This window comes from Brevundimonas sp. UBA7664 (assembly GCF_002483305.1).
Classification (GTDB): domain Bacteria; phylum Pseudomonadota; class Alphaproteobacteria; order Caulobacterales; family Caulobacteraceae; genus Brevundimonas.
In genome coordinates this window covers 53,394-74,420 of sequence record NZ_DLHQ01000008.1, presented here as the reverse complement: position 1 = coordinate 74,420, position 21,027 = coordinate 53,394, and the positions used below count along the sequence as shown (strand labels likewise).

At 68.3% G+C, this 21,027-nt stretch carries 18 protein-coding genes; 14 read left to right on the top strand and 4 right to left on the bottom strand.

From position 1 onward, the window contains the following. Nucleotides 1–150: 150 nt before the first annotated feature. A complete protein-coding gene (locus B2742_RS01735) occupies nt 151–2,700 on the top strand; it encodes an NAD-dependent epimerase/dehydratase family protein (RefSeq protein ID WP_292062245.1) in 2,550 nt (849 codons plus the stop codon). A gap of 587 nt (nt 2,701–3,287) precedes the next feature. Here the strand turns inward: B2742_RS01735 and merC are convergent. Next, a complete protein-coding gene (gene merC, locus B2742_RS01730; protein ID WP_292062244.1) occupies nt 3,288–3,698 on the bottom strand; it encodes an organomercurial transporter MerC in 411 nt (136 codons plus the stop codon). A 241-nt stretch (nt 3,699–3,939) separates the two neighbouring features. Continuing rightward, entirely contained in the window at nt 3,940–4,389 is a 450-nt protein-coding gene (locus B2742_RS01725) for a MerR family transcriptional regulator (RefSeq protein WP_292062274.1), read from the bottom strand. 81 nt (nt 4,390–4,470) lie between these two features. Here B2742_RS01725 and B2742_RS01720 point away from each other — a divergent pair, with 81 nt between their 5' ends. From B2742_RS01720 to B2742_RS01700, 5 genes are all read left to right on the top strand, one after another. Next, complete coding sequence (locus B2742_RS01720) at nt 4,471–4,872, top strand: mercuric transporter MerT family protein (RefSeq protein WP_292062243.1); 402 nt, start codon at nt 4,471–4,473, stop codon at nt 4,870–4,872. Nucleotides 4,873–4,895: 23 nt separating this feature from the next. Beyond that, complete coding sequence (locus B2742_RS01715) at nt 4,896–5,204, top strand: heavy-metal-associated domain-containing protein (RefSeq protein ID WP_292062242.1); 309 nt, start codon at nt 4,896–4,898, stop codon at nt 5,202–5,204. A gap of 167 nt (nt 5,205–5,371) precedes the next feature. Next, complete coding sequence (gene merA / locus B2742_RS01710) at nt 5,372–6,802, top strand: mercury(II) reductase (RefSeq protein WP_292062241.1); 1,431 nt, start codon at nt 5,372–5,374, stop codon at nt 6,800–6,802. A 321-nt stretch (nt 6,803–7,123) separates the two neighbouring features. Then, complete coding sequence (locus B2742_RS01705) at nt 7,124–7,702, top strand: hypothetical protein (RefSeq protein ID WP_292062240.1); 579 nt, start codon at nt 7,124–7,126, stop codon at nt 7,700–7,702. Further along, nucleotides 7,699–9,045 (top strand): dihydrolipoyl dehydrogenase family protein, encoded by a 1,347-nt coding sequence (locus B2742_RS01700; RefSeq protein WP_292062239.1) that lies wholly within the window; start codon nt 7,699–7,701, stop codon nt 9,043–9,045. Before B2742_RS01705 ends, B2742_RS01700 begins: the two co-directional genes overlap by 4 nt. On the opposite strand, the gene B2742_RS01695 is transcribed toward B2742_RS01700, so the two are convergent. Both B2742_RS01695 and B2742_RS01690 read right to left on the bottom strand, forming a co-directional pair. Beyond that, the gene (locus B2742_RS01695) at nt 9,033–9,197 is read right to left on the bottom strand and encodes a hypothetical protein (protein WP_292062238.1); all 165 of its coding nucleotides are present in this window, start codon (nt 9,195–9,197) and stop codon (nt 9,033–9,035) included. The two genes, B2742_RS01700 and B2742_RS01695, sit on opposite strands and share 13 nt — an antisense overlap. Before the next feature lie 56 nt (nt 9,198–9,253). Beyond that, complete coding sequence (locus tag B2742_RS01690; RefSeq protein WP_292062237.1) at nt 9,254–9,661, bottom strand: nuclease; 408 nt, start codon at nt 9,659–9,661, stop codon at nt 9,254–9,256. 103 nt (nt 9,662–9,764) lie between these two features. On the opposite strand from B2742_RS01690, the gene radC reads away from it, so the two are divergent. From radC to B2742_RS01650, 8 genes are all read left to right on the top strand, one after another. After that, complete coding sequence (gene radC / locus B2742_RS01685; protein WP_292062236.1) at nt 9,765–10,460, top strand: RadC family protein; 696 nt, start codon at nt 9,765–9,767, stop codon at nt 10,458–10,460. 7 nt (nt 10,461–10,467) lie between these two features. After that, on the top strand, nt 10,468–11,370 hold the full coding sequence (locus B2742_RS01680; protein ID WP_292062235.1) for a toprim domain-containing protein: 903 nt from the start codon (nt 10,468–10,470) through the stop codon (nt 11,368–11,370). 51 nt (nt 11,371–11,421) lie between these two features. Beyond that, on the top strand, nt 11,422–13,464 hold the full coding sequence (locus B2742_RS01675; RefSeq protein ID WP_292062234.1) for a ParB N-terminal domain-containing protein: 2,043 nt from the start codon (nt 11,422–11,424) through the stop codon (nt 13,462–13,464). Between the two features lie 156 nt (nt 13,465–13,620). Further along, nucleotides 13,621–17,883 carry a strawberry notch family protein gene (locus tag B2742_RS01670; protein WP_292062233.1) on the top strand — a complete coding sequence of 1,421 codons (4,263 nt, stop codon included), beginning with the start codon at nt 13,621–13,623 and terminating at the stop codon, nt 17,881–17,883. A gap of 122 nt (nt 17,884–18,005) precedes the next feature. Continuing rightward, nucleotides 18,006–18,371 carry a single-stranded DNA-binding protein gene (locus B2742_RS01665; protein WP_292062232.1) on the top strand — a complete coding sequence of 122 codons (366 nt, stop codon included), beginning with the start codon at nt 18,006–18,008 and terminating at the stop codon, nt 18,369–18,371. A 34-nt stretch (nt 18,372–18,405) separates the two neighbouring features. Continuing rightward, complete coding sequence (locus B2742_RS01660) at nt 18,406–18,825, top strand: single-stranded DNA-binding protein (RefSeq protein ID WP_292062230.1); 420 nt, start codon at nt 18,406–18,408, stop codon at nt 18,823–18,825. A 126-nt stretch (nt 18,826–18,951) separates the two neighbouring features. Then, on the top strand, nt 18,952–19,428 hold the full coding sequence (locus tag B2742_RS01655; RefSeq protein WP_292062229.1) for a GcrA family cell cycle regulator: 477 nt from the start codon (nt 18,952–18,954) through the stop codon (nt 19,426–19,428). A gap of 454 nt (nt 19,429–19,882) precedes the next feature. After that, entirely contained in the window at nt 19,883–20,824 is a 942-nt protein-coding gene (locus B2742_RS01650) for a DUF2493 domain-containing protein (RefSeq protein WP_292062228.1), read from the top strand. The last annotated feature ends 203 nt before the right edge of the window (nt 20,825–21,027 follow it).

Sequence of the window (21,027 nt, the reverse complement as noted above, 5' to 3'; positions counted from 1 at the left end):
GATGAAGGAGATGGGTGATATGAGCGACACAAGCGGCCTGACATCGGGGTCAGGCGACATGTCCATGTCCATGTCCTGCCTGCCGAGGACCGTCGATCTGCCTCCTCAACGTCTGGCGGCCGCGTTGGAGCTTCGTGGGCGGTCCCGTCGGTGAACGCCCCGCCCGACGAGCGCGAGACGGTCATCATCACCGGCTCCAGCGGCTTCATCGGCTCGGCCCTCGTCAGGCATCTGTCCGCAAGATATCAGGTGATCGGGTTCGATCGCGATTTGCCGCCACACCCTCCCGCCGAAGCCGAATGCGTCTGCGTTGATCTGACGGACGACGCCAGCGTCGAAGCGGCGTTCCGACGGGTCCGCGTCGCCTATGGCGCGCGGATCGCCTCCGTCATCCATCTGGCGGGCTATTTCGACCTGACGGGCGAGCCCAACAGCAAATATGAAGAGGTCACGGTCAAGGGGACCGAGCGGCTGCTGCGCGCCTTGCAGTCCTTCGAGACCGAACAGTTCGTCTTCGTCAGCACGATGCTGATCCATGCCTCCACGACGCCGGGCGTTCCGATCAACGAGCAGTCGCCGCTCGACGGGTCGCTGCCGTATCGAGACAGCAAGATCCGAACCGAACAGTTGATCCGCGAGCAGCGCGGCGCGATTCCGGCCGTCTACCTGCGTCCGGCCGGCGTCTATGACGATGGCGGTCACTCCGCCTTTCTGGCCCAGCAGATCGCGAGGATCAACGAGAGGCGTCTGAGTTCTCACGTTTATCCGGGAAGTCTGGCCACCGGCCAGCCCTCGCTTCATCTCGACGATCTGCTCGACGCCGTCGAGCGCGTCATAGACCGGCGGGCCGCGCTCCCGCCTGATCTGCCCGTGCTGTTGGGCGAGATCGACGCGATGAGCTACGACGATCTGCAGCGCGCTCTGGGACGCCTCATCCATGACGAAGCCTGGGAAACCCATTCTATTCCCAAGGCCGCGGCGAAGGCGGGGGCCTGGGCCCAGAACACGGTTCTGGACGAAGACACCTTCATCCGTCCCTGGATGGTCGATATTTCAGACGACCACTACGCGCTCGATCTGACCCTGGCGCGCCAGTTGCTGGACTGGTCGCCTCGACGCTCGCTTCGCGAGAGCCTTCCCGTCATCGTTCAAGGCCTGAAGGACGACCCATATGCCTGGTATCGCGCCAATGGCTTGAACGCGGCCCGCGTCGCGGACGACAAGGCCGAGAAAGCGGCCGCCCGGCCGCACGACGTGGCGCCGGCCGAACATCAGCAGATGATCCACGACCATGCCAAGGGCATGCGCGGCATGCATTTCGACATGCTCTGGGTTCACTGGCTGACCATGGGACTGGGACTGTGGCTCGCCACGGTCCCGTTCGTGTTCGGAACCTTTACCCAAACGGAGTTCTCGGCCGCGATCCTCAACGTCACGGAGGAACGTGGCCTTTGGGATCCAGCGCTGCGGAATGCGTTGACGGGCTGGAACGACCTGATCTGCGGCGTGCTGATCATGATGTTCGCGACCTTGTCCATGTCGCCCAGAAACGGCTGGGCCCAATGGGCCAACGGCGCCCTCGGGGTCTGGCTTCTCGGCGCTTCGCTCCTCTTCTGGGCGCCGAGCGCCGCGGTCTACGCCAACGACATGCTGGTCGGAGCGCTGGTGATCGCCCTGACCCTGCTCATCCCCATGATGCCGGGAATGAGCATGGAGGGGATGATGGACGATACCGACACTCCGCCGGGCTGGAGCTACTGCCCATCGACCTATCTTCAGCGCATGCCGATCATCGTCATGGGCGCGATTGGCCTGGTGCTTTCGCGGATGCTCACCGCCTACCAGCTCGGACATATCGACGGTGCCTGGGACCCGTTCTTCAACGTCCCCGGCGGGCTGAACGGCGCCGAATACATCATCACCTCGGACATGTCGAAAGCCTGGCCGGTGGCCGACGGGGGCGTGGGCACCATGATCTACATGATCGAGATTCTGATGGGGGCCATGGGCGGTCGGGCGCGGTGGCGCACCATGCCATGGATGGTTCTGCTGTTCGGCGTCATCGTGGTGCCGTTGGGCGTCGTCAGCATCTATTTCATCATCATGCAGCCGATCGCCATCGGCACCTACTGCACACTCTGCCTGGCCGCGGGCTTGGCCATGCTGATCATGATTCCCTATTCACTCGACGAGCTGGTCGCGATGGGGCAGTTCCTCGTGCTCAACAAACGGCGGGGCAGACCCCTCTGGTCGGCCTTTTTCCGGGGCGACGCCTTGCCCGGCGGGACCATCGACAGACATCCCGGTTTTGGCGATCCCCTGCCGGCGGCTTTCGCCTCGTCGATCCGGGGGGTCAACCTTCCCTGGACCCTCGTGGCGAGCGCGTTGCTCGGGGTCTGGCTGATGTTCTCCCGGGCGTCGCTCGGATCGGTTCCACCCATCGCCGACAGCGATCATCTCGTCGGCGCCCTGGTCGTCACGGTCGCCATCATCGCGATGGCCGAGGTCGCGCGACCGTTGAGGTTCGTGAACGTGCTTTTCGGGCTCTGGCTGATCGTCGCGCCATGGCTGCTGCAGGGATCGAATGTCATCGGCGATGTCGCGGGCATGGCCGCCGGTTTGGCGCTGATCGCCTTGAGCTTGCCGCGCGGGCGTCGCAGCCAGGAGCACTACGGAAGTTGGGATCGGCTTATCGTTTGAGCGGTCGTCTCATCGACGGGCCATGACGCCGGGCTCATAAGCCCCACCCGGGTGAATCTTTGTCGGCGACCGGACAGATACCGCTGCTGAGCGAGGACCAAAGGACCAGGGGATGGGGGGTTCCCTATTCAACCTGAGCCTATTGGGTGCTTTTACGCCGCAGCAACGAGCGGCGTCGTATCATCCTGGCTAGGGGCGCGAGCACGAAAATGCCGCCAAGGGCCGCGCCAAAACCAGCAGGGGCTTCGACTGGCTTAACCAACCCAAAGCAGCCACCACTCCCGTGACGAGCGCAGCGGGACCCAAACAGCAAACCACCGTTAGCGGACACACGAACAGGAACGCTACGAACGCTGCTACGGTTTTGTCACTCACGCCACTTCTCCGGATCTGAGCTCGCGTAACCATGCGGCTGCATCGCTTCGAAACGGAGATGGGGTCTGTAGGCCCTACAGATTCAAGGGCATTGGCTCAGCGAACTGAGTCTCCTCGCCCGCGGGTCCGGTTCTGACGAAAGGTGAGGTGACAGCGGGTGCGAGCCTGAGAGGCCCGGTACTCATTGCCCGTCGTACCGGAGAGAAGGGAACTCAAGCCGCGCCGCCGAGTCTCCTTTTCGGCGGGGACGCCAGATCCCAGATCGACACGGCGATCATCAGCGTGAGGCCTGGGTAAAGAAGCCATGCCGTCGGCCAACCAAAGCTCGCCATCAGCAAGGCGGCGGCCAATGCCAACAGAGGTCCGACCATGCCCAGGATCATTCTTGACCATCGCCGATGACGCAGTCCGCCGGCCACGTTGGCCGTCAACGCGATAACCGCGAACAGAGGGAGCAGGTAGCGGATGAAGACCCCTTCATACTGACTCAAAAAGCCCAGACCCAAGGCGGCGGCCAAGCTGCCGAGGGCCGGAAAGCACGCCGCGCAGCCCATGGCCGCGACAATCGCGCCGACGACGCCCGCTTTGTCAGCCGTGCGGGTGATGGGTTCTTGGAGCGACATAGTTATTCCTCGGATTACTGGAGTATGGCGATCTAAGCTCAGCGGACGCGCGCGTGTCAGCCGTGATGAACCACCCGAATGAGGTCTGTAGTCCCTACAGATACAAGAGCGTTCTCGTCTTTTCGAAGTTTGTTGAGTCGATTGCGCGGCGAGGCACGACGCGTTGTCTGCGAACGCTGCCAGAGCTCAAGCCGCGGCTTCCCGGATGTGTCGGACCAGCCGACGGCGGGCAGAAGCCTGTTCACGGCGCCGGCGGGTTTTCGACCCGGGAATCAAACAGAGCCTCCAGGATCGGGCAATCCGGCGTGGCGCCGTCGGCGCAGCGAGCGACCATCTCGACGAGCACCTTTTCCATTTTCCGCAGGGCAGCTAGCTTGGCCCGAACATCGCCCAGATGGGCGGCGGCGACCACGCGCGCTTCCGCGCACGGAAGATCGCGCTGTTCGGCCAGTTCGAGTAGATCCCTGATTTCATTCAGCGTGAACCCTAGGTCCCGGGCCCGGCGGACGAAATTGAGCCGCAGCAGATGGCCGCGGCCATAGAGGCGGTGTCCACCCTCGCTGCGAGCCGGGGCGGGCATCAGGCCGATCTTCTCGTAGTAGCGCACGGTCTCGATGTTGACCCCGGTCCGCCTCGACAGTTCGCCGATGGGGAGGCGTGGGGCCGTATCGCGCAGGGCCAATTTGTCCATCATGGATTTTGCCTCTTGTATCTGTAGTGACTACAGACCCTACCTTGTGTCCATCGACCCGTGAAGGCGTGAGGAGTGTCCATGGCGGACGGCAAGGAAGATATCAGCGGACCCCCGGCGCCGGCCGGCGAACCGACCGGTCGCGCGTGGCTTGTCGTCGGAGGACTTGCCGCCGCGATCGGGGCGACCTCTTGCTGCGTGTTGCCCCTTGCGTTGTTCGCGCTCGGGATCAGCGGGGCATGGATCGGCAACGTCACGGCGCTGGCCCCCTACCATCTCTATTTCATAGCCGCCGCCGTGGTCTTTCTGAGCCTCGGCTTCTTCAGGGTCTACCGCCGGCCCCGGGCCGCATGTGCTGAAGACGTCACTTGCGCCCGGCCGACTTCGACGCGTCTCGTCAAGATCGCGCTCTGGACGGCGACCCTGCTCGTCGCCCTCGCTCTCGCATTCCCCTATGTCGCGCCGCTGCTGATCGGCGCCTGATTTTTCCCCCGGAGACTTCGATCATGACCCTTTCGATCCGCGCCGCCCTCGTTTTCGCGGCGACTCTCTTCACCGCGGATGCCGCCCTGGCCGCCGAACGCACCGTGAGGCTCGACGTCAACAATGTGTCCTGCGTGACGTGCGCGCCCATCGTCCGGCGCACGATCTCGCGCATCCCCGGCGTTGAATCGGTGACCGTCACCGTGACGCCGGGCGGGAATGGACAGGCCGTGGCGACGGTAACCTACGATGACGCCCGAGTGACGCCGTCCGCCTTGGCCCTCGCGTCGACCAGGGCCGGCTATCCGGCTCGTGTTCAGGCGCGCCGATAGGCATTATCGGCTTGGAAGACGGCATTCGATCAGCTGTCGCGGGGTCGAATCCCCTCAGCAGACGCTTGTGACGGCATCCTGCTCTCGCCGCGACTTGACGCAGGCCAGGATGTCGGTTGGACGCCGCTTCGTCGGCGGCAGAGTCTATTCAGAAAGATCCAGACAGTATGAGTGATTGTTGCACGCCCTCACAGGATATCACCAAGACCTACGATCTCGTCGTGGTCGGCGCCGGCTCGGCCGGCTTCTCGGCCGCCATCACCGCAGCGGAACAGGGCGCCCGGGTAGCGCTCGTCGGCGCCGGAACGATCGGTGGGACCTGCGTGAACGTCGGCTGCGTCCCGTCCAAGGCTTTGATCCGGGCGGTCGAACCGCTTCACCAGGCCCGGGCCGCGAGCCGTTTCGACGGCGTTCAGGCCTCGGCCGCCATCACGGACTGGTCTGAGACGGTTCGCCAGAAGGACCGGCTGGTCGATGACCTCCGCCAGGCCAAGTACGAGGATGTTCTGCAAGGCTACGACGCCATCACCTACCATGAAGGCGCGGCGCGTCTCGTCGAGGGCGGCGTGGAAGTCGACGGCGTCCGGCTCATCGCCGGCAAGGTCATTATCGCGACCGGTTCACGGCCGGGGATCCCGGCGATCCCCGGCATCGAGTCCGTGCCCTATCTGACCAGCACGACCGCGCTCGAACTGGAGGCGTTGCCCCGATCGATGCTGGTGATCGGCGGCGGCTATATCGGGGCGGAACTGGCCCAGATGTTCAGTCGGGCGGGCGTCAAAGTCACCATCGTCTGCCGGTCCCGCCTACTGCCCGAGGGCGAACCCGAAATCAGCGAGGCGCTGCAACGCTATCTCGCGGACGAGGGCGTCACGGTCGTGGCGGGCGCCGTCTACGGGTCCATCAACGCGTCCGACGAGGGGGTGTCACTCAGCCTCACGCGATCCGGCGTCCCGGAAGTGATCACCGCCGAGCGCGTTCTGATCACGACGGGCCGGGTTCCCAACTCGGACGGGCTGGGGCTCGCCGAGATGAGGATTGAGATCGCACCAACGGGAGGCATCATCATCGACGACCGGATGCGCACGACACGGGCGGGCGTCTATGCCGCAGGCGATGTCACCGGGACGGACCAGTTTGTCTATATGGCCGCTTATGGCGCGCGACTGGCCGCTAGGAATGCTTTGGACGGCGACACCCACGTCTACGACAACCGCGCCATGCCGGCGGTTGTCTTCACCGATCCGCAGGTGGCGACGGTGGGGCTCACGGAAGCCGCCGCGCGGGCGGCCGGACATGATGTCCAGACTTCGATGATCACCCTGGACCACGTGCCTCGCGCGCTCGCGGCCAGGGACACGCGCGGGCTCGTCAAGCTGGTGGCGGATCGCGGCACGCGGCTACTTCTAGGCGCGCACATTCTTGCGCCGGAAGGGGCCGACAGCATCCAGACCGCGGCGGTGGCCATCAAATGCGGCATGACGGTGGAGCAGTTGGGCGACACGATCTTCCCCTATCTCACGACCGTCGAGGGCCTGAAACTGGCCGCGCTGACGTTCAACAAGGACGTCAGCAAACTGTCTTGCTGCGCCGGTTGAGCGGCAAGACGCGATGCTTCCGCTGTGACACCCATCGGCTGCTGTGCGCCTGATCCGATGATTTTCGGCGTCCTGGGACTCATGCTCGTCATCACGGTTGGGGCGGGTTGGCTGATCACGCGCCTCGTCAGGATCGGCGTCACGCGTCGCGGGTTCGTCGGGCGTACCTCTAAGACCCATCGACAATCGCAAGCATCTTCGCCGCCCAGGGGGAACCTGAAGCAACTCCAGCTTCGTTGCCCTCCCGAGAGGTCATGTCTCGGCTGTCGCACCGCGCCACCGTCGGGCGATGGACCTTCTGGAGCGTCAGGAAGCCGAGCAATGCGCGACTCATCGAGAACGCTGGCGGCGGACATCGTCATCGGCGTCGTAGCCGGCCTTGTCGCCACCAAGGTGACCGACTGGGCGCAGACGGCGCTCTACAGCGTGACGCCCGCACCGGTCGGAGAAAAAGAGGAACGTGTTCGACCCGGCCCCCCGGCGGAAATCGCGGCCCAGGACATGGCGAACCGGCTGGGCGTTCGACTGGATGAGAAGGCGCGGGCCCGCGCCGGCAATGCGGTTCACTACGCCTTGGGCGCGCTTTGGGGACCCATCTACGGGCGACTTCGGCGCAACACCCGCATAGGCGCTTCCGGCGCCGCGTTCGTCAGCGGCGCGACCATGTCGCTGATGATCGACGAAGGCCTGACGCCTGCGTTGGGCTACAGCGCGCCCAACCGTGACTACCCCGTGCTCACCCATGTTCGAGGGTTCGCGGGGCACCTTGTGTTCGGCGCCGTCAATGCGGCCGTGGCGGAAGCGCTCTACCGCCTGGTGGATGCGAGGGATCGCCGGCCAGTCCAGCGATTGTGGATCGAGGGCGACGGATTCAATCGAGCGCGGGGTCTGCGTCGATGACCAAGGAATACGATCTCGTCGTGATCGGGTCAGGAACCGCCGCGATGGTGGGCGCCATGCGCGTTCGGGCGGCCGGCCGCAGCGTCGTGGTCATCGACTTTCGCCCCTACGGCGGTACATGCGCGCTCCGTGGGTGTGATCCAAAGAAGATGTTGATCAGCGGAGCGAGCGCCGCCGATCACGCGCGGCGGATGCGCGGCAAGGGCGTCGCCGGCGATACCCATATCGCCTGGGCCGACCTGATCGCCTTCAAGCGGAGTTTCACCGATCCCGTCCCGGAAAAGCACGAGGAACGATATCTCGAAAAAGGCATCGACACCTTCCATGGACGGGCGCGTCTCACTGGTCCGAACAGCCTTGAAGTGGACGGGGAGACACTGACGTTCCGGAACCTGCTCATCGCAACCGGGGCCGAACCCGTGAAGCTCGACATCCCCGGCGAGGCGCATCTGGTCACCAATGAAGGCTTCCTCGAGCTGGATGAGATGCCGAAGCGCCTCGTTCTGGTCGGCGGTGGCTATATCGCCGCCGAGTTCTCCCACATCGCCGCGCGGGCTGGAGCCGAAGTCGTCATCCTCCAGCGCAGCGAGCGGCTGCTTCCCCAGTTCGATCCCGACGTGGTCGGCTGGCTCATGGACAGCTTTCGCCAACTCGGCGTGGATGTGCGCCTCGAAACGATGGTCGAGAGCATCGAGCGGACGAGCGACGGCTTTCGGGTGCATGCCCGCGCCAATGAGCAATCGCTCACTTTCGACGCCGACCTGGTGATCCACGCCGCTGGTCGGGCGCCCGCATTAGGCGACCTCGGCCTCGACGCGGCCGGGGTCGAGCACGACATGGGTCGCCTAAAACTCAACGAATTTCTCCAGAGCGTTTCCAATCCGGCCGTCTATGCAGCGGGTGACGCGGCCCAGGTCGGACCGCCCCTCACGCCGGTGTCCAGTCACGACGCCAAGGTCGTCGCGGCCAACATTCTGAACGGCAATACGGAGCGGCCGAACTACATTGGTGTCCCCAGCGTGGTCTTTACCATCCCGCCCATGGCGGCGGTCGGGCTGACGGAACAGGAGGCCAAGGACCAGGGCCTTTCCTACCGCGTCAAAAGCCAGAAGGCGTCGGACTGGTTCACCGCGCGCGCTGCGGCTGAACCCACCTACGGCTTCAAGGTGTTGGTCGAGGAAGGATCCGAGCGGGTGCTGGGGGCTCATCTCGTGGGACCGAATGTGGACGAGGCGATCAACCTGTTCGCCCTGGCGATCCGTCATGGGCTGACCGCCGATGACTTGAAGTCGACGATGTTCGCCTATCCGACCGGGGCCTCCGACATCGGCTACATGCTGTGATCGGCCGCGACGCGATTGCCGACGTCGGGCCAGCCGGGCAACGTCCGGCCGGCGCTGTGCCCGCGCCCGCGGTCCCGGTGAGCGGCCATGATCGCGGTGTCCTTGTTGGCGATGCTGTGCATCGCAAGCGGGATCGGTTTCACGCCCGCCATTCGGGGTTCGATGTGTCGCTGGCCGGCGGAAGGTCAGGTCGGACGGCCGAAGACGCCTAACGCCCGCCTTCACGGCCACCGGCCGCGCGGAGGACGTCGCCGACGCGACGTCCGTTCATCCGGCATGAAGCGATGACCCGGTCATGGACGATGACCCGGCCGTTCCGGCCCCGAACCGCGACGCAATCGATCCGGCGGCGGCCCACCAGACGGATCAGGCGGTCGCGGTCGGCCCGGCCGGTGGGGCTGCGCAGTTCGGCGGCGTCGAAATCCGAAAGCCGCACTTCGATCCAGGCGGCGGGGTCCGCAGTGTTTCCCAGGCACAGGCTGTCGCCGTCGCCGACGTAGCGCACCATGCCCGCGAAGGCCTCGCCGGCGCGCTCGGGCAGCCGTCCCTCGCACGGGTCGGCCTGCGCGACCGCCGGAAGCAGCAGCAGTCCGGCGCTGATCAGAAGCCATTTCATCGGCCCAGGGTGGCGCGGCGCCGGGCCGGGGACAAGCCCGGCGGGGAGAGAAAGGAAGGCCGGACGGCCGGCGCTCCGTGGTGGAGCGGAGAAGGAAACCGCCATGAGACCGACCCCAACCCCGACCCTGATCCGGGCGCCGGCCCCCGAACCAGGCGGGCGCCGTCCAGCGGCGGCCCTCGTCCCTGCGGCGCTGGACGATCAGACCTTGCTGGCCCTGATATTGGAGCGGATGGACCCGGAAACGGATTCAGCGAGACTCGCCGCCGCCTTGCTCGCACGGTTCGGGAGCCTCGGCGGCGTCGCCGGCGCGGCGCCCGGTGAACTGGCCCAGGCGTCCAGCGCCGGGTCCGCCCTCCGGGCCGAGCTGACGCTTCTGCGCGAGTTCGCGGTCCGGCTTGCGCGCGCCGAAGCCTGCCGCCGCCCGGTCATCACGTCCTGGACCGCGCTGGTGGCCTATGCGCGGGCGGCGCTCGCCCATGAGCCGCGCGAGCAGTTTCGGACCCTTTTTCTGGATCGGCGGAATATCCTGCTCCGGGATGAAATGACCGCGGACGGAACTGTTGATCACGCCCCGGTCTATCCGAGGGAGGTGATCCGCCGGGCGCTGGAGTTGTCGGCTTCCGCCTTGATCCTGGTCCACAATCACCCCTCCGGCGACCCGGCCCCATCGCGCGCGGACATCGACATGACGCGCCAGATCGTCGAGGCGGCGCGTGTCTTCAACATCCAGGTCCATGACCACCTCATCGTCGGACGGGAAGGCACGGCCAGCTTCAAGGCCCTCGGCCTGATCTGAGGCGGCTATGACCTTGCATCGCATCGTCGCCGCCTTGGGCGGCGATCTCTATTCCGGCGGACGGCGCGCCAACGTTCCCGCGCCCGGTCATAGCGCGCAGGATCGCTCGGTCTCGCTGCTGCTGACCGAAGACCGGATCGTCATTCACGGCTTCGGCGGGGCGGACTGGAGGACCGTACGCGATCATCTGCGTGACCGGGGCTTCATCGACGTCGCCGGCCGATTGACCGGCGGTGGGCGAGCGAGCCCGTCGGCTCCAAGGCCCGATCCCCGCCTTCGTCTCCGGACGGCCTCGGATCTCTGGGCCGGTTGTCAGGGCCTGGACGGCGGGGATCCCGCCGATCGCCACCTGCGTCGTCGCGCCGTTCAAGGCGCCGCCGCCGCGTCGAACCTCGGCTTCCATCCGGAAACGCCGATCTCCGTCTACCGACCCAGCGGCCGGGGTCGCCCCGCCCTGATCGCGCGGATCAGCGACAGCGAGGACCGGCTGACGGCGGTGGAGCTGACCTATCTGGACCGGAACGGGCGTCTCGCCTCGGGCCTGCGACTGACGCGAAAGACGGTCGGTCTGGTTCCGGCCGGCGCCGCCGTTCGCCTGGCTTCGGCGGCTGCGGAGATGCTGGTCGGCGAAGGCGTGGTCACGACCCTGTGCGCCATGGACCGCTTCCAACTTCCGGGTTGGGCCCTGATGGCGGCGAACAACCTCGCGGCCTGGACGCCGCCCGCGCGGGTGCGCCGCGTGCTGATCGCCGCCGACCGGGGAGCCGCGGGCGAGGGCGCCGCGGCGCGGCTTCGACGCCGCCTCGCGCCCGGCGGTCTGGAGGTTCGCGTCGTCCTTCCAGACCCGCCGTTCGGCGACTGGAACGAGGCGGCGGTCGCCGCGGCGAAAGGAGGGAAGCGAGGGTCCTGATGGGCGCCGGAGCGGCGGGGATGGGCCCCGATGCCCGGCAGGAGAGTCCCCATGACCGACCTTGTTCCTGTCAGCATGCCCGCGGTCGTCGTCGCGCGCGACGAACGCACCGTCCGCCTCGGCGACATCGGCATCGCCCGCGAGAATCTGCGATTCAATGAGCCGCCGGATGACGACATCCCGACCCTGGCCGCCACGATGAAGGCCGCCGGCCAGCTGCAGCGCCTCACCGTCCGCCCCGGCCGCGGCAGAAAAGAGGAGCCCTGGATGGCATTGGACGGCCGCCGTCGTCGCCTGGCCCTGGGCTTGCTGCTGGACGCGGGGGAGATCGACGAGACCTACCCGGTCACGGTCTATGTCGAGACCGATCCGGCCCGCCAGGCGGCGGCCGTCCTGTTGACCAACACGGCCGTGCCCGTTCATGTCGCCGATATCATCGCCGCCATCGGCCGGATGCTGAAATCCAGGCTGACGGTGTCCGTGATCTCCCGGGCTCTCGGTTACGCCGAGATCGACGTAAAGCGCCTGGCCGCCCTGGCCGGGCTGCCGCCGGCCGCCCTCGCGGCCCTGAAAGCCGGGCGCATAACCCTCAAACAGGCCCGGCTGCTGGCCCGTCTGCCGGACAAGGCGGAGCAGGCCGAGCTCGCCGAGGCGGCGCTGGACGGGCATGGATTTCAGGATTGGCGCATCACGGAACGGCTCGACGAAGGGCGGGTCACCGCCCGGGACCGCCGCTGCGCCCTGGTGGATTCGGTCCGCTATGGAGAAGCCGGCGGCCGCACCGAGGCGGATCTGTTCGGGGAGCTGGCGCCCGTATTGCTCGATCCCGACATCCTGACCGACCTGTGGATCCGACGGGCGCGCGCCATCGCCGCCGTCTTCGAGGCCGAGGGGATCGCGGTGCATGTCACCGCCGGACCCGAGCCTGAATTGCCCGACGACCTGGAAGCGCTGGGCTATGTCTACGGCGGCCAGCTTCCGGCTGAAGACATGGCGCGTTACCGGGCCCAGCGCGAGGTGTTCAATGAGCGGGCGGAGACGGCCCGGCGGGCTCTCTCGGAGGCCGGCGACCCCGAGACCGAGGACGCCGCCATCGTCGCCATGATCCGCGCGCGTGTGACGGCGGACCAGACCGGCTGCGGCGGGCGGGTGGTGACGACGATGGTGATGTGGCCCGCCGCCGGCACGGGCGTCGATGTGCGCTGCTACACGCCCGAGGAACCCGAGATCGAGGAGGACGGTTCGACCGGGAGCGGTTCACCGGACCAGGCGTCCGCGCCGCCGGCCTATGTTCCTCCCGAAGTGGCGGCGCCCGCGCCGGAGATCGACGGCGTCAACCATGCCCTGCACGGCGTGCGCACCGACGTCGCGACGCGGGGACTGATCCGCGCCCTGGCCGATGACCCGGGCGCCGCCCTGACCGCCTTGATCGCGCGCCTGTTCACCGTTCTGGTGCTGCGCACCCATGTGGCGCGCCCGGACTCGGCTCTGGCCATCCTCGCCACCGGCTTCAATCCGGCCGGCGGGCGGGTGATCGAACCCCTGGACGGAGAGGTGCGCCAGCGGCTCGACGATCGCCGCGCGACCTGGCAGGCTTCGGGCGAGACTGTCATCGCCTGGGTTCATGCGCTGCCGCATGGCGAGAAGATGGGTCTGCTGGCCGAACTGACCGCGATCAGCCTCGACGTCCGCGAGGAACGCACGACCCTGATCCGGCGCAGCGCCCGCGCGGAAGCGGCTGAACTGGCCGCACTCTGCGCGGCGGACGTCACCCTGCACTGGACGCCTGACGCGCCCTTCCTTCAGCTTCACTCGAAGGGGCTGCTGCTGGGGATGCTCGAGGCCATGGGGGCCGAAGACGACCGCGCCAGGTCGCTGAAGAAGGCCGAACTGGTCGACTGGGTCGCCGAACAGGCGGCGTCGCGGACCTGGGCGCCGGCCGGCCTGTCCTGGGCGGGCTCGCCGCAGGACGATGCCGACGAAGCTGACGACCGGTCCATCGACGAGCAAGACCCTGCGTTCGACGACGACGGGGTTGGGGCGTTCGCCGTCACCCCGGCCGGTGAGGCCGCGCTCGATCCCGCCGCCGCCTGACCGCCAGTCTTCCTGACGGACGCCGCCCCGGCTCAGCCGGGGCGGCGTAGTCGTGCGAATCCCTGGCGCGGAAAAGGCGAGGAAAGGGCGGGGCGAGGCGAGCCTGCAGGACCGGGAGGGAGGCGCCCTCCGCTCCAGGCTGCCGGAGCCTTCGCCATGTCCTCGACCCCCAACCTGTCCTTGTTCGCCGATCCGGCCGCCGGCGATGCCGCCGCCATTATCCTCGCTGCCGCCCGGGCGCTGGCGGCGCATCTGGCGCGGTCCCGTCCGCTCGACCGCAAGCTCGTCGCCGCCATCATGACGACCGCGTTCGGCGGGTCGGACGCCGAGGGCGTCTGGGCCTGGCGCGACGCCTATGACGCGATAGAGGCGGCGACGGTCCTGCAGGTCCGGCGTCTCGCGCCCCAGGTCGGTCGTCTGGAAGACGCGCCGGCGGAGATCACCGCCCTGCTGGCGGCCGTCTCGGCGCTCGGGCTGACCCAGTCCCGGCGCAGCGAGGCGCAGGTCGCGTTCGATCAATTCTCGACGCCGCCGCATCTGGCCGCGCTCGCCGTCCTGGCCGCCCAGGTGCGTCCCGGCGACCGCGTCCTCGAGCCCTCGGCTGGAACGGGCCTCATCGCCTCGGTCGCGGAGGCCTGCGGCGGGGTGCTGAGCCTGAATGAGCTCGCGACCGGTCGGGCCGACCTCCTCGACGGGCTCTTTCCGGGCGCGGACCGGACGCGCCACGACGGACGCCATATCCATGACCTGTCCGCGGGCTCGGGCGAATTCGACGTGGCGGTGTGCAATCCGCCGTTCTCGAACCTGGCCGCCCATCTGACGGCGGCCCTGAAGGCCCTGGCCGACCATGGCCGGTTGGCCGCGATCGTCCCCCTGAACGCCCTGACGGACGCCGCGCTGCTTCGCCGCCTCTGCGAGGTCGGCGCCGTCGTGAGCCGCATCGCCTTGCCGTCCGGCGGTTTCGCCAAACATGGGACCTCCGTTGAGACCGGTCTGCTGGTGATCGACCGCGCCGAAGGTCCCGCGGGCGCCGCGCCGCTCCAGAGCGCTGATGACCTGCAGAGCGCGGCGCGGATGACAGGGGCGATTTCGCCGCGGATCGGCGCCAGGCCGCGAACGCGCCTGCCGGTGACGATAGACGCCCTGCTGGGACCACGCGCGCGAGGCCTGGCCTTGCCCTCCGGCCGGCTGGCCTTTCTGGGTGGGGCTGGGGCCCTGACCTATGAGGTTCGCGCCTGGACGGGGGAGGGTCGCGATGTCGGGCTATACCAGGCCCACGCCCTGGGGCGGATCGTTCTGCCCGAGCCCCGCCTGCATCCGTCGCCTCTGGTCGAGTCCGGGCCCATGGCCTCGGTGGCGCCGCCGGCGCCGACCTATCGACCGGTCCTCCCTCCGGCCATGCGCGACCAGGGCTGGATCTCGGACGCCCAGACCGAGATGGTCATCTACGCCGGCGAGGCCCACGCCGCGCATCTGCCCGGACAGTGGCGGCTGGACACGGCGCCCCACCATATGGTGCTCGCGCCCGAGGACCAGGAGGACGCCGTCCAGCTGCGGCGCGGCTTCTTCCTGGGCGATGGCACCGGCTGCGGCAAAGGCCGCCAGATCGCCGCCGTCATCGCCGACAACATGAGCCAGGGCCGGGTGCGCGCGCTATGGCTGTCACGGAACGACGCCTTGCTGGAGGACGCGCGGCGCGACTGGGCGGCGATCGGCGGCGGCGCTCATGACATCGTGCCCCTTTCGAGCTGGAAACAGGGGGACGCCATCCGGCTCGACCGGGGCATTCTGTTCACGACCTATGCGACGCTTCGCCAACCGGCGCGGGGCGCCCGTCAATCGCGGCTCGACCAGATCATCGCCTGGCTCGGCGCGGATTTCGACGGCGTCATCGCCTTCGACGAGGCCCATGCGATGGCCAACGCCGCGGGTGGCGGCAAGGGCGCGCGGGGAACGAAGAAGGCGTCGCTGCAGGGGATGGCCGGTCTGGCGCTGCAGAACCGACTGCCCGATGCGCGGGTCCTCTATGTCTCGGCGACCGGCGCCACCACCGCCGAGAACCTGGCCTATGCCGCCCGGCTGGGCCTGTGGGGCGGGCCGGAGGCGCCCTTCATGTCGCGGGCGGATTTCCTGGACGCCATGGACCGGGGCGGGGTGGCGGCGATGGAGCTGGTGGCGCGCGAACTCAAGGCGCTCGGCCTCTATGTGGCGCGGAGCCTGTCGTTCGAAGGGGTCGAATACCAGCCGCTGGTCCATCCCCTGACGTCCGACGACATCGCGATCTGGGACGCCTGGGCCGACGCCTTCCAGCTGATCCACGCCAATCTCGCCGAGGCCTTGAAGGCCGTCGGCGTCAACGACGAGACGGGCAAGCCCAGGAGCGGCCAGGCCGCGTCGGCGGCCCATTCCGCCTTCGAGGGCGCCAAGCTGCGCTTCTTCGGCCATCTGCTCGCGGGGCTGAAGGCGCCGAGCCTGGTGGCGTCGATCCGGGAGGATCTGGGCCACGATCGCTCGGCCGTGGTCCAGATCGTCTCGACCAATGAGGCGGTGATGGAGCGGCGGCTGGCGTCCGTCCCGCCCGAGGAATGGAACAACCTTTCGATAGACATGACCCCGCGTGAATATGTCCTCGACTACCTGCGCGAGGCATTCCCGATCCACCTGATGGAGGCGGTCGAGGGGGAGAGCGGCGAGGTCACCCTGGTTCCGGTCATGGACGACGGCCGTCCGGCCGTCAGCCAGGAGGCGCTGGCCCGGCGCGAGAGCCTGATCGAACAGATGGCCTGCCTGCCCGCCGTGCCGGGGGTGCTCGACGCCCTGTTGGAGGCCCTCGGCGCGGACGCCGTCGCCGAGATCACCGGGCGGTCCCGGCGGGTGGTCGTGCGCGACGGACGCAGGCTGGTGGAACGGCGCGGCGCCTCGGCGGCGCGCGCCGAGACCGACGCCTTCATGAGCGGCCGCAAGCGGGTGCTGATCTTCTCCGACGCCGGAGGCACCGGACGCAGCTATCACGCGGACCTGTCGGCGGCGAACCGGCAGCGCCGGGTCCACTATCTGGTCGAACCGGGCTGGCGGGCCGACGCCGCCATCCAGGGGCTGGGTCGCAGCCACCGCACCCACCAGGCCTCGGCCCCGCTGTTCCGGCCGGTCACGACGGACATCCAGGGCGAAAAACGCTTCACCTCGACCATCGCCCGCCGTCTGGACACGCTCGGCGCGCTCACGCGCGGCGAGCGCCGAACGGCCGGGGCGGGCCTCTTCCGGGCCGAGGACAATCTGGAAAGCCCATGGGCGCGCCGGGCCCTGCTGGTCTTCTACGGGGCCCTGGCGTTCGGTGAACTCGCTGCGATGACGCTCCAGACCTTCATGACCAGGACGGGTCTCAAGCTGCTCGACGCCGACGGCGGACTCAAGCCGTCCGACGACCTGCCGCCGATCCACACCTTCCTCAACCGCCTGCTGGCGCTCAGGATCGCCGACCAGAACGCCTTGTTCGAGGACTTCGACCGCATTCTCTCGGGCATCCTTGAGCGCGCCGCCGCGTCGGGGGATCTGGACCGTGGACTTGAAGACATCGAGGCGGAGGAACTGGCGGTTCTGCACCAGGAAACCATCCGGACCGATGTCTCGACCGGCGCTGAAACCGCCCTGGTCACCTTCTCGCTCAGGGTTCGTCGCGACATCCTGCTCTCCCATGACGCGCTGGCCCGGGCCGCCGACGTCGCCCATCAGCTGGTCGTAAACGCCAAATCCGGCCGGGCGGCGGTCGCCGAACTCGGCCTGACCACCGCCACGGACGAGGACCGGCTGGTCGCCGCCGTTCGCCTGGTCCGGCCGGATGGACGTCAGACCCTGCCGGAGAGGACCTTCGAGGAATCGGCCTGGAAGCCCGCGGCGACCGACGAATGGCGCCGCGTCTGGGATGAGGAGGTGGCGGGAGCCGACCCCTGGCGGACGCGCGAGCTCACGCTCGCGACCGGTCTGCTGCTGCCGATCTGGGGTCGGATGCCCGCGCGCGGCTGTTCTGTGCGTCGGGTCAGGGCGCCGGACGGCCGGCGCTGGCTGGGGCGTGTGCTGGACCAGGTCCAGGCCCGGAGCCTCAAGGCGAGCCTCGGCCTGACCGATGTCGGCGAGGCGTGGTCGGACGGGGCGAGGACCGCCGCCACCTTGCTGGATCGCAACGTCCAGCTCTCGCTGGAAGGCGGCCTGTGGCTCAAGCGGTCGCGGGTCATGGACCGCTGGCGGATCGAGGTGGTCGGTGGGCGGACGGACCGCGACGCCCTGGTCGCGCTCGGGTGCTTCGTCGAGATCATCGCCTTTACGCCCCGGGTGTTCGCGCCGACGGATCGGCCTGAGGTGGTGGAGGCGGTGCTGCGCCGCCATCCCGTCCAGACCGTCCTCGACGGAGCGGCCGCCTGAGACATGCGCCGGGCGGGGCGGAGGCCCCGTCCGGGCAGGAGAGGACGGAGGAAGGGAGGTCCCGGGTGAAGCGGCATTGGGGAGATCGGCTCCCCGGCGCTTCGGATCAACAGGAGACTGACATGCAGACCATGGTGTTCACCGGCCGGTTGGCGGCCGACCCCCAGATCAGCCCGGACTTCGCCAAGGCGGTGTTCCGGCTGCTCGAAAAGCGCGGCGTCGATGGCGCCGGCAAGGACCGGCTCGTCGGGGTCAACTGCGTCAGCTGGTCGAAGGGGCTGAACGAGAAGGTTATCGCCCGCGGACTTGCCCAAGGCTGCGAAGCCGTCGTCGTCGGCGCCTTCATCGACACGGCCTACGCCGCCAAGGACGGGACCGAACGCACCGCCAAGGAACTGGTGGTGAACCGGCTGACCGTCCTCGACTGGGCCGAGGCCCGCGACCCCGACACCGTCGACGCCCGCGAAACCGATCGCGCCGCCGCCTGATCCTCAACCGAATCCCATCTTCAGGAGACTGACCATGCAGACCCTCACCCTCGAAGGCTATCTGGCCGCCGACCCGTCCATCCTGTCGGCCCAGGGCTCGGGCAAGAAGCGCGCGAGCTTCCGCGTGCTGGAGACCACCCGCTTCCGGCGCGCCGACGGCACGCCGGGCGAGCGCACCACCGGCTTCAACTGCATCTGCTTCAACGAGGCCACGGCCGGGAAATATATCGAGGCCTTCGCCCGCAAGGGCAGCCGGGTCGTGATCCAGGGCCATGTCGAGAACGACACCTGGACCGGCAAGGACGGGGTCGAACACTACGATCTGCGTCTGATCGTCGGCGACATTCGTCTGAAGAACCGGCGCGACCGGCCGTCGGCGGACGACGGCGCCGCCGACCGGCAGGTGCAGGAGCCGGCGAGCGGATACGATCTGAACGACGACATCCCGTTCTGATCCGTCGGCGAAAGGCGGAACGGCCCGGCGCGCGAGCGTCGGGCCGTTTCTGTGTGGGGACCGGGAGGATGAAGCGAGGCCGGGCGCGGGCGAGCCGATTGGGCTCGCTGACACCGGAGTTCCGCCATGACCGCCTCCGCCTGGACCGACGACCGCGTCGGTCGTCTCAAGACCCTCTGGCTCGAAGGCCGTAGCGCCGCACAGATCGCGCGCGATCTGGATCACGGCCTCACAAGAAGCGCGGTCCTGGGCAAGGTCTATCGCCTGGGCCTGTCGGCCGCTCGGCCGCCGGCCTCAAGGTCCGCCGGCCTCGCCGCGCCCCCGGTCGCGCGTCGACCCTGGCCGGCCCGGCCCGCGCCGCCGCCGGGTCCGGCGTCGTGCCCACCGCGCCGGGTGGATGCGCCGTCTCATGGGACGGCGACCATCCTGTCCGTGCGTCGGCGCGATTGCCGCTGGCCCTACGGCGATCCCGGAGACCCCGGCTTCGCCCTGTGCGGCAGGCGGATCGCGAGGGGGGCCTTCTGCGCCGCGCATGCGGAGATCGGCTACCGTCCCGTCCGCCAGAGCGCCGAGAGTCTGATGGCCCTCGCGGGTCTGGACTGAGACGCCGCGTTGCTGAACTCCCCAGTCCGGCGCCATCACGGCGGCCTCGACACCCGAGGCCGCCGTTGGTCTGCTTTCGGCGCCCCCGCGAAGGCAGGGATGAGCTTCAAGAGCCGGGGACTCGTCCACGTGCGCGGCGGATGGGGTCCGCCGCCTTCCAGCACCCCGGTCCCGGATGGGCGACGGCGCGCCGTCGCCGGCAAGCGAACCGATGCGTCTTTGTCCGTATCGGCGCGTCGGCGCCGAGTTGTGTCCTCGCCCGAAGGCGGGCGAGGACTTGCCCCCACACAACGCCCTCCGATTTTGTCACAGCACCCCGGAAGTCAACGGCTGCGCCGTTCCCCTCCACGGACGGCCAAGCGGCCGCCCGCTCCGGTGACTGCCGGGGACCCCGCTGTGGCCAAAACCGGGGTCGTTGCGCATGGGGCGCTCGACAGTCTCAAGGAATGGTCCAATGACCCGCTTCAACACCTCATCCTCCGCCTTCACCCCGATCTCCGACTCCGCCCTGGGCAACCTGTCAGCCTCCATCGAGGAAGGCGGTCCGCTTCCGACGGAAGACGCCCTGGCCCAGCTCGGGCGCGCGCTCATGACCGAGCTTCTGGACGTGATCTCCGACACAGCCTTGGAGGACTTCCAGACGATCCTCGGAGAAGCCCTGATCGGCGCCTTCCATTCGGCCGCCGGGCGGATCGAACGCGACGCGGATAGGGCGCGCGATACGATGCGATCGCTCGACCGGGACTTCGACGGATCGGAAGCGGCCGACGTCGAACTGCAGGACGCCACGGCCAAAGCCCGGGCAGGCGATGCGGCGACGCAGGCCTGCGAACTGATCCGGGACGCGGCGTCGCAAACCTGGACGGTCGCGACCGGAGAGGTCTGGACGGCCTGGCGCGGCAGCCGGCGCGGCACGCATCTGACGGCCGCCCAGCTGGAGGCGAAACAGGCGATCCGGGCGATCCGCAACCGGCGTGCGGGGGAGGCGGATCCGGGCGGTCCGGTCATCGCCTTCAGAGGGGCTCCGACGGCGGATACCCCGGAAGACGCCGGGCGGATCTTCGACGCCCTGAACTGGGCGAAACAGGAGTGGCCCGACATGGCCCTGGCGACGACCGGGGCGAAGGGCTCCGAGAAGCTGGCGATCAAATGGGCCCAGCAGAAGGGGGTGAAGCTGATCCTCGCCCGGGCGGATTTCGACACCCACGGCAAGGCGGCTCCCTTCCGGGCGAACGACGAACTGATCGCGCTCGAGCCTGAGGTCTGCCTCACCCTGGTGCATTCGGTGGATCGGGCGCGGGCGGACCAGCGGCCGTTCGGACCGGCGCTCAACCTCGGACAGAAGGCAATGGAATCCGGGCTGCGGCATGTCCCCATCCGGGCGCGCGCGGCCTGATCGATCGAGACTGCCATCAACGACCCGCTCGGCTTCGGCCGGGCGGGTTTTTGTTTGTCGTCCGGGGCGTTCGAGCGATCGAAGACGACGCCCCAGGGACGACCAGGCGATGGACCGGCGATGCGATGATGAGGTTTGGTCCGACGTGCGAACGTATGACGGCGGTGTCCGGAAATCTGCGAAAAGGGGCTTAGGGCAAGATA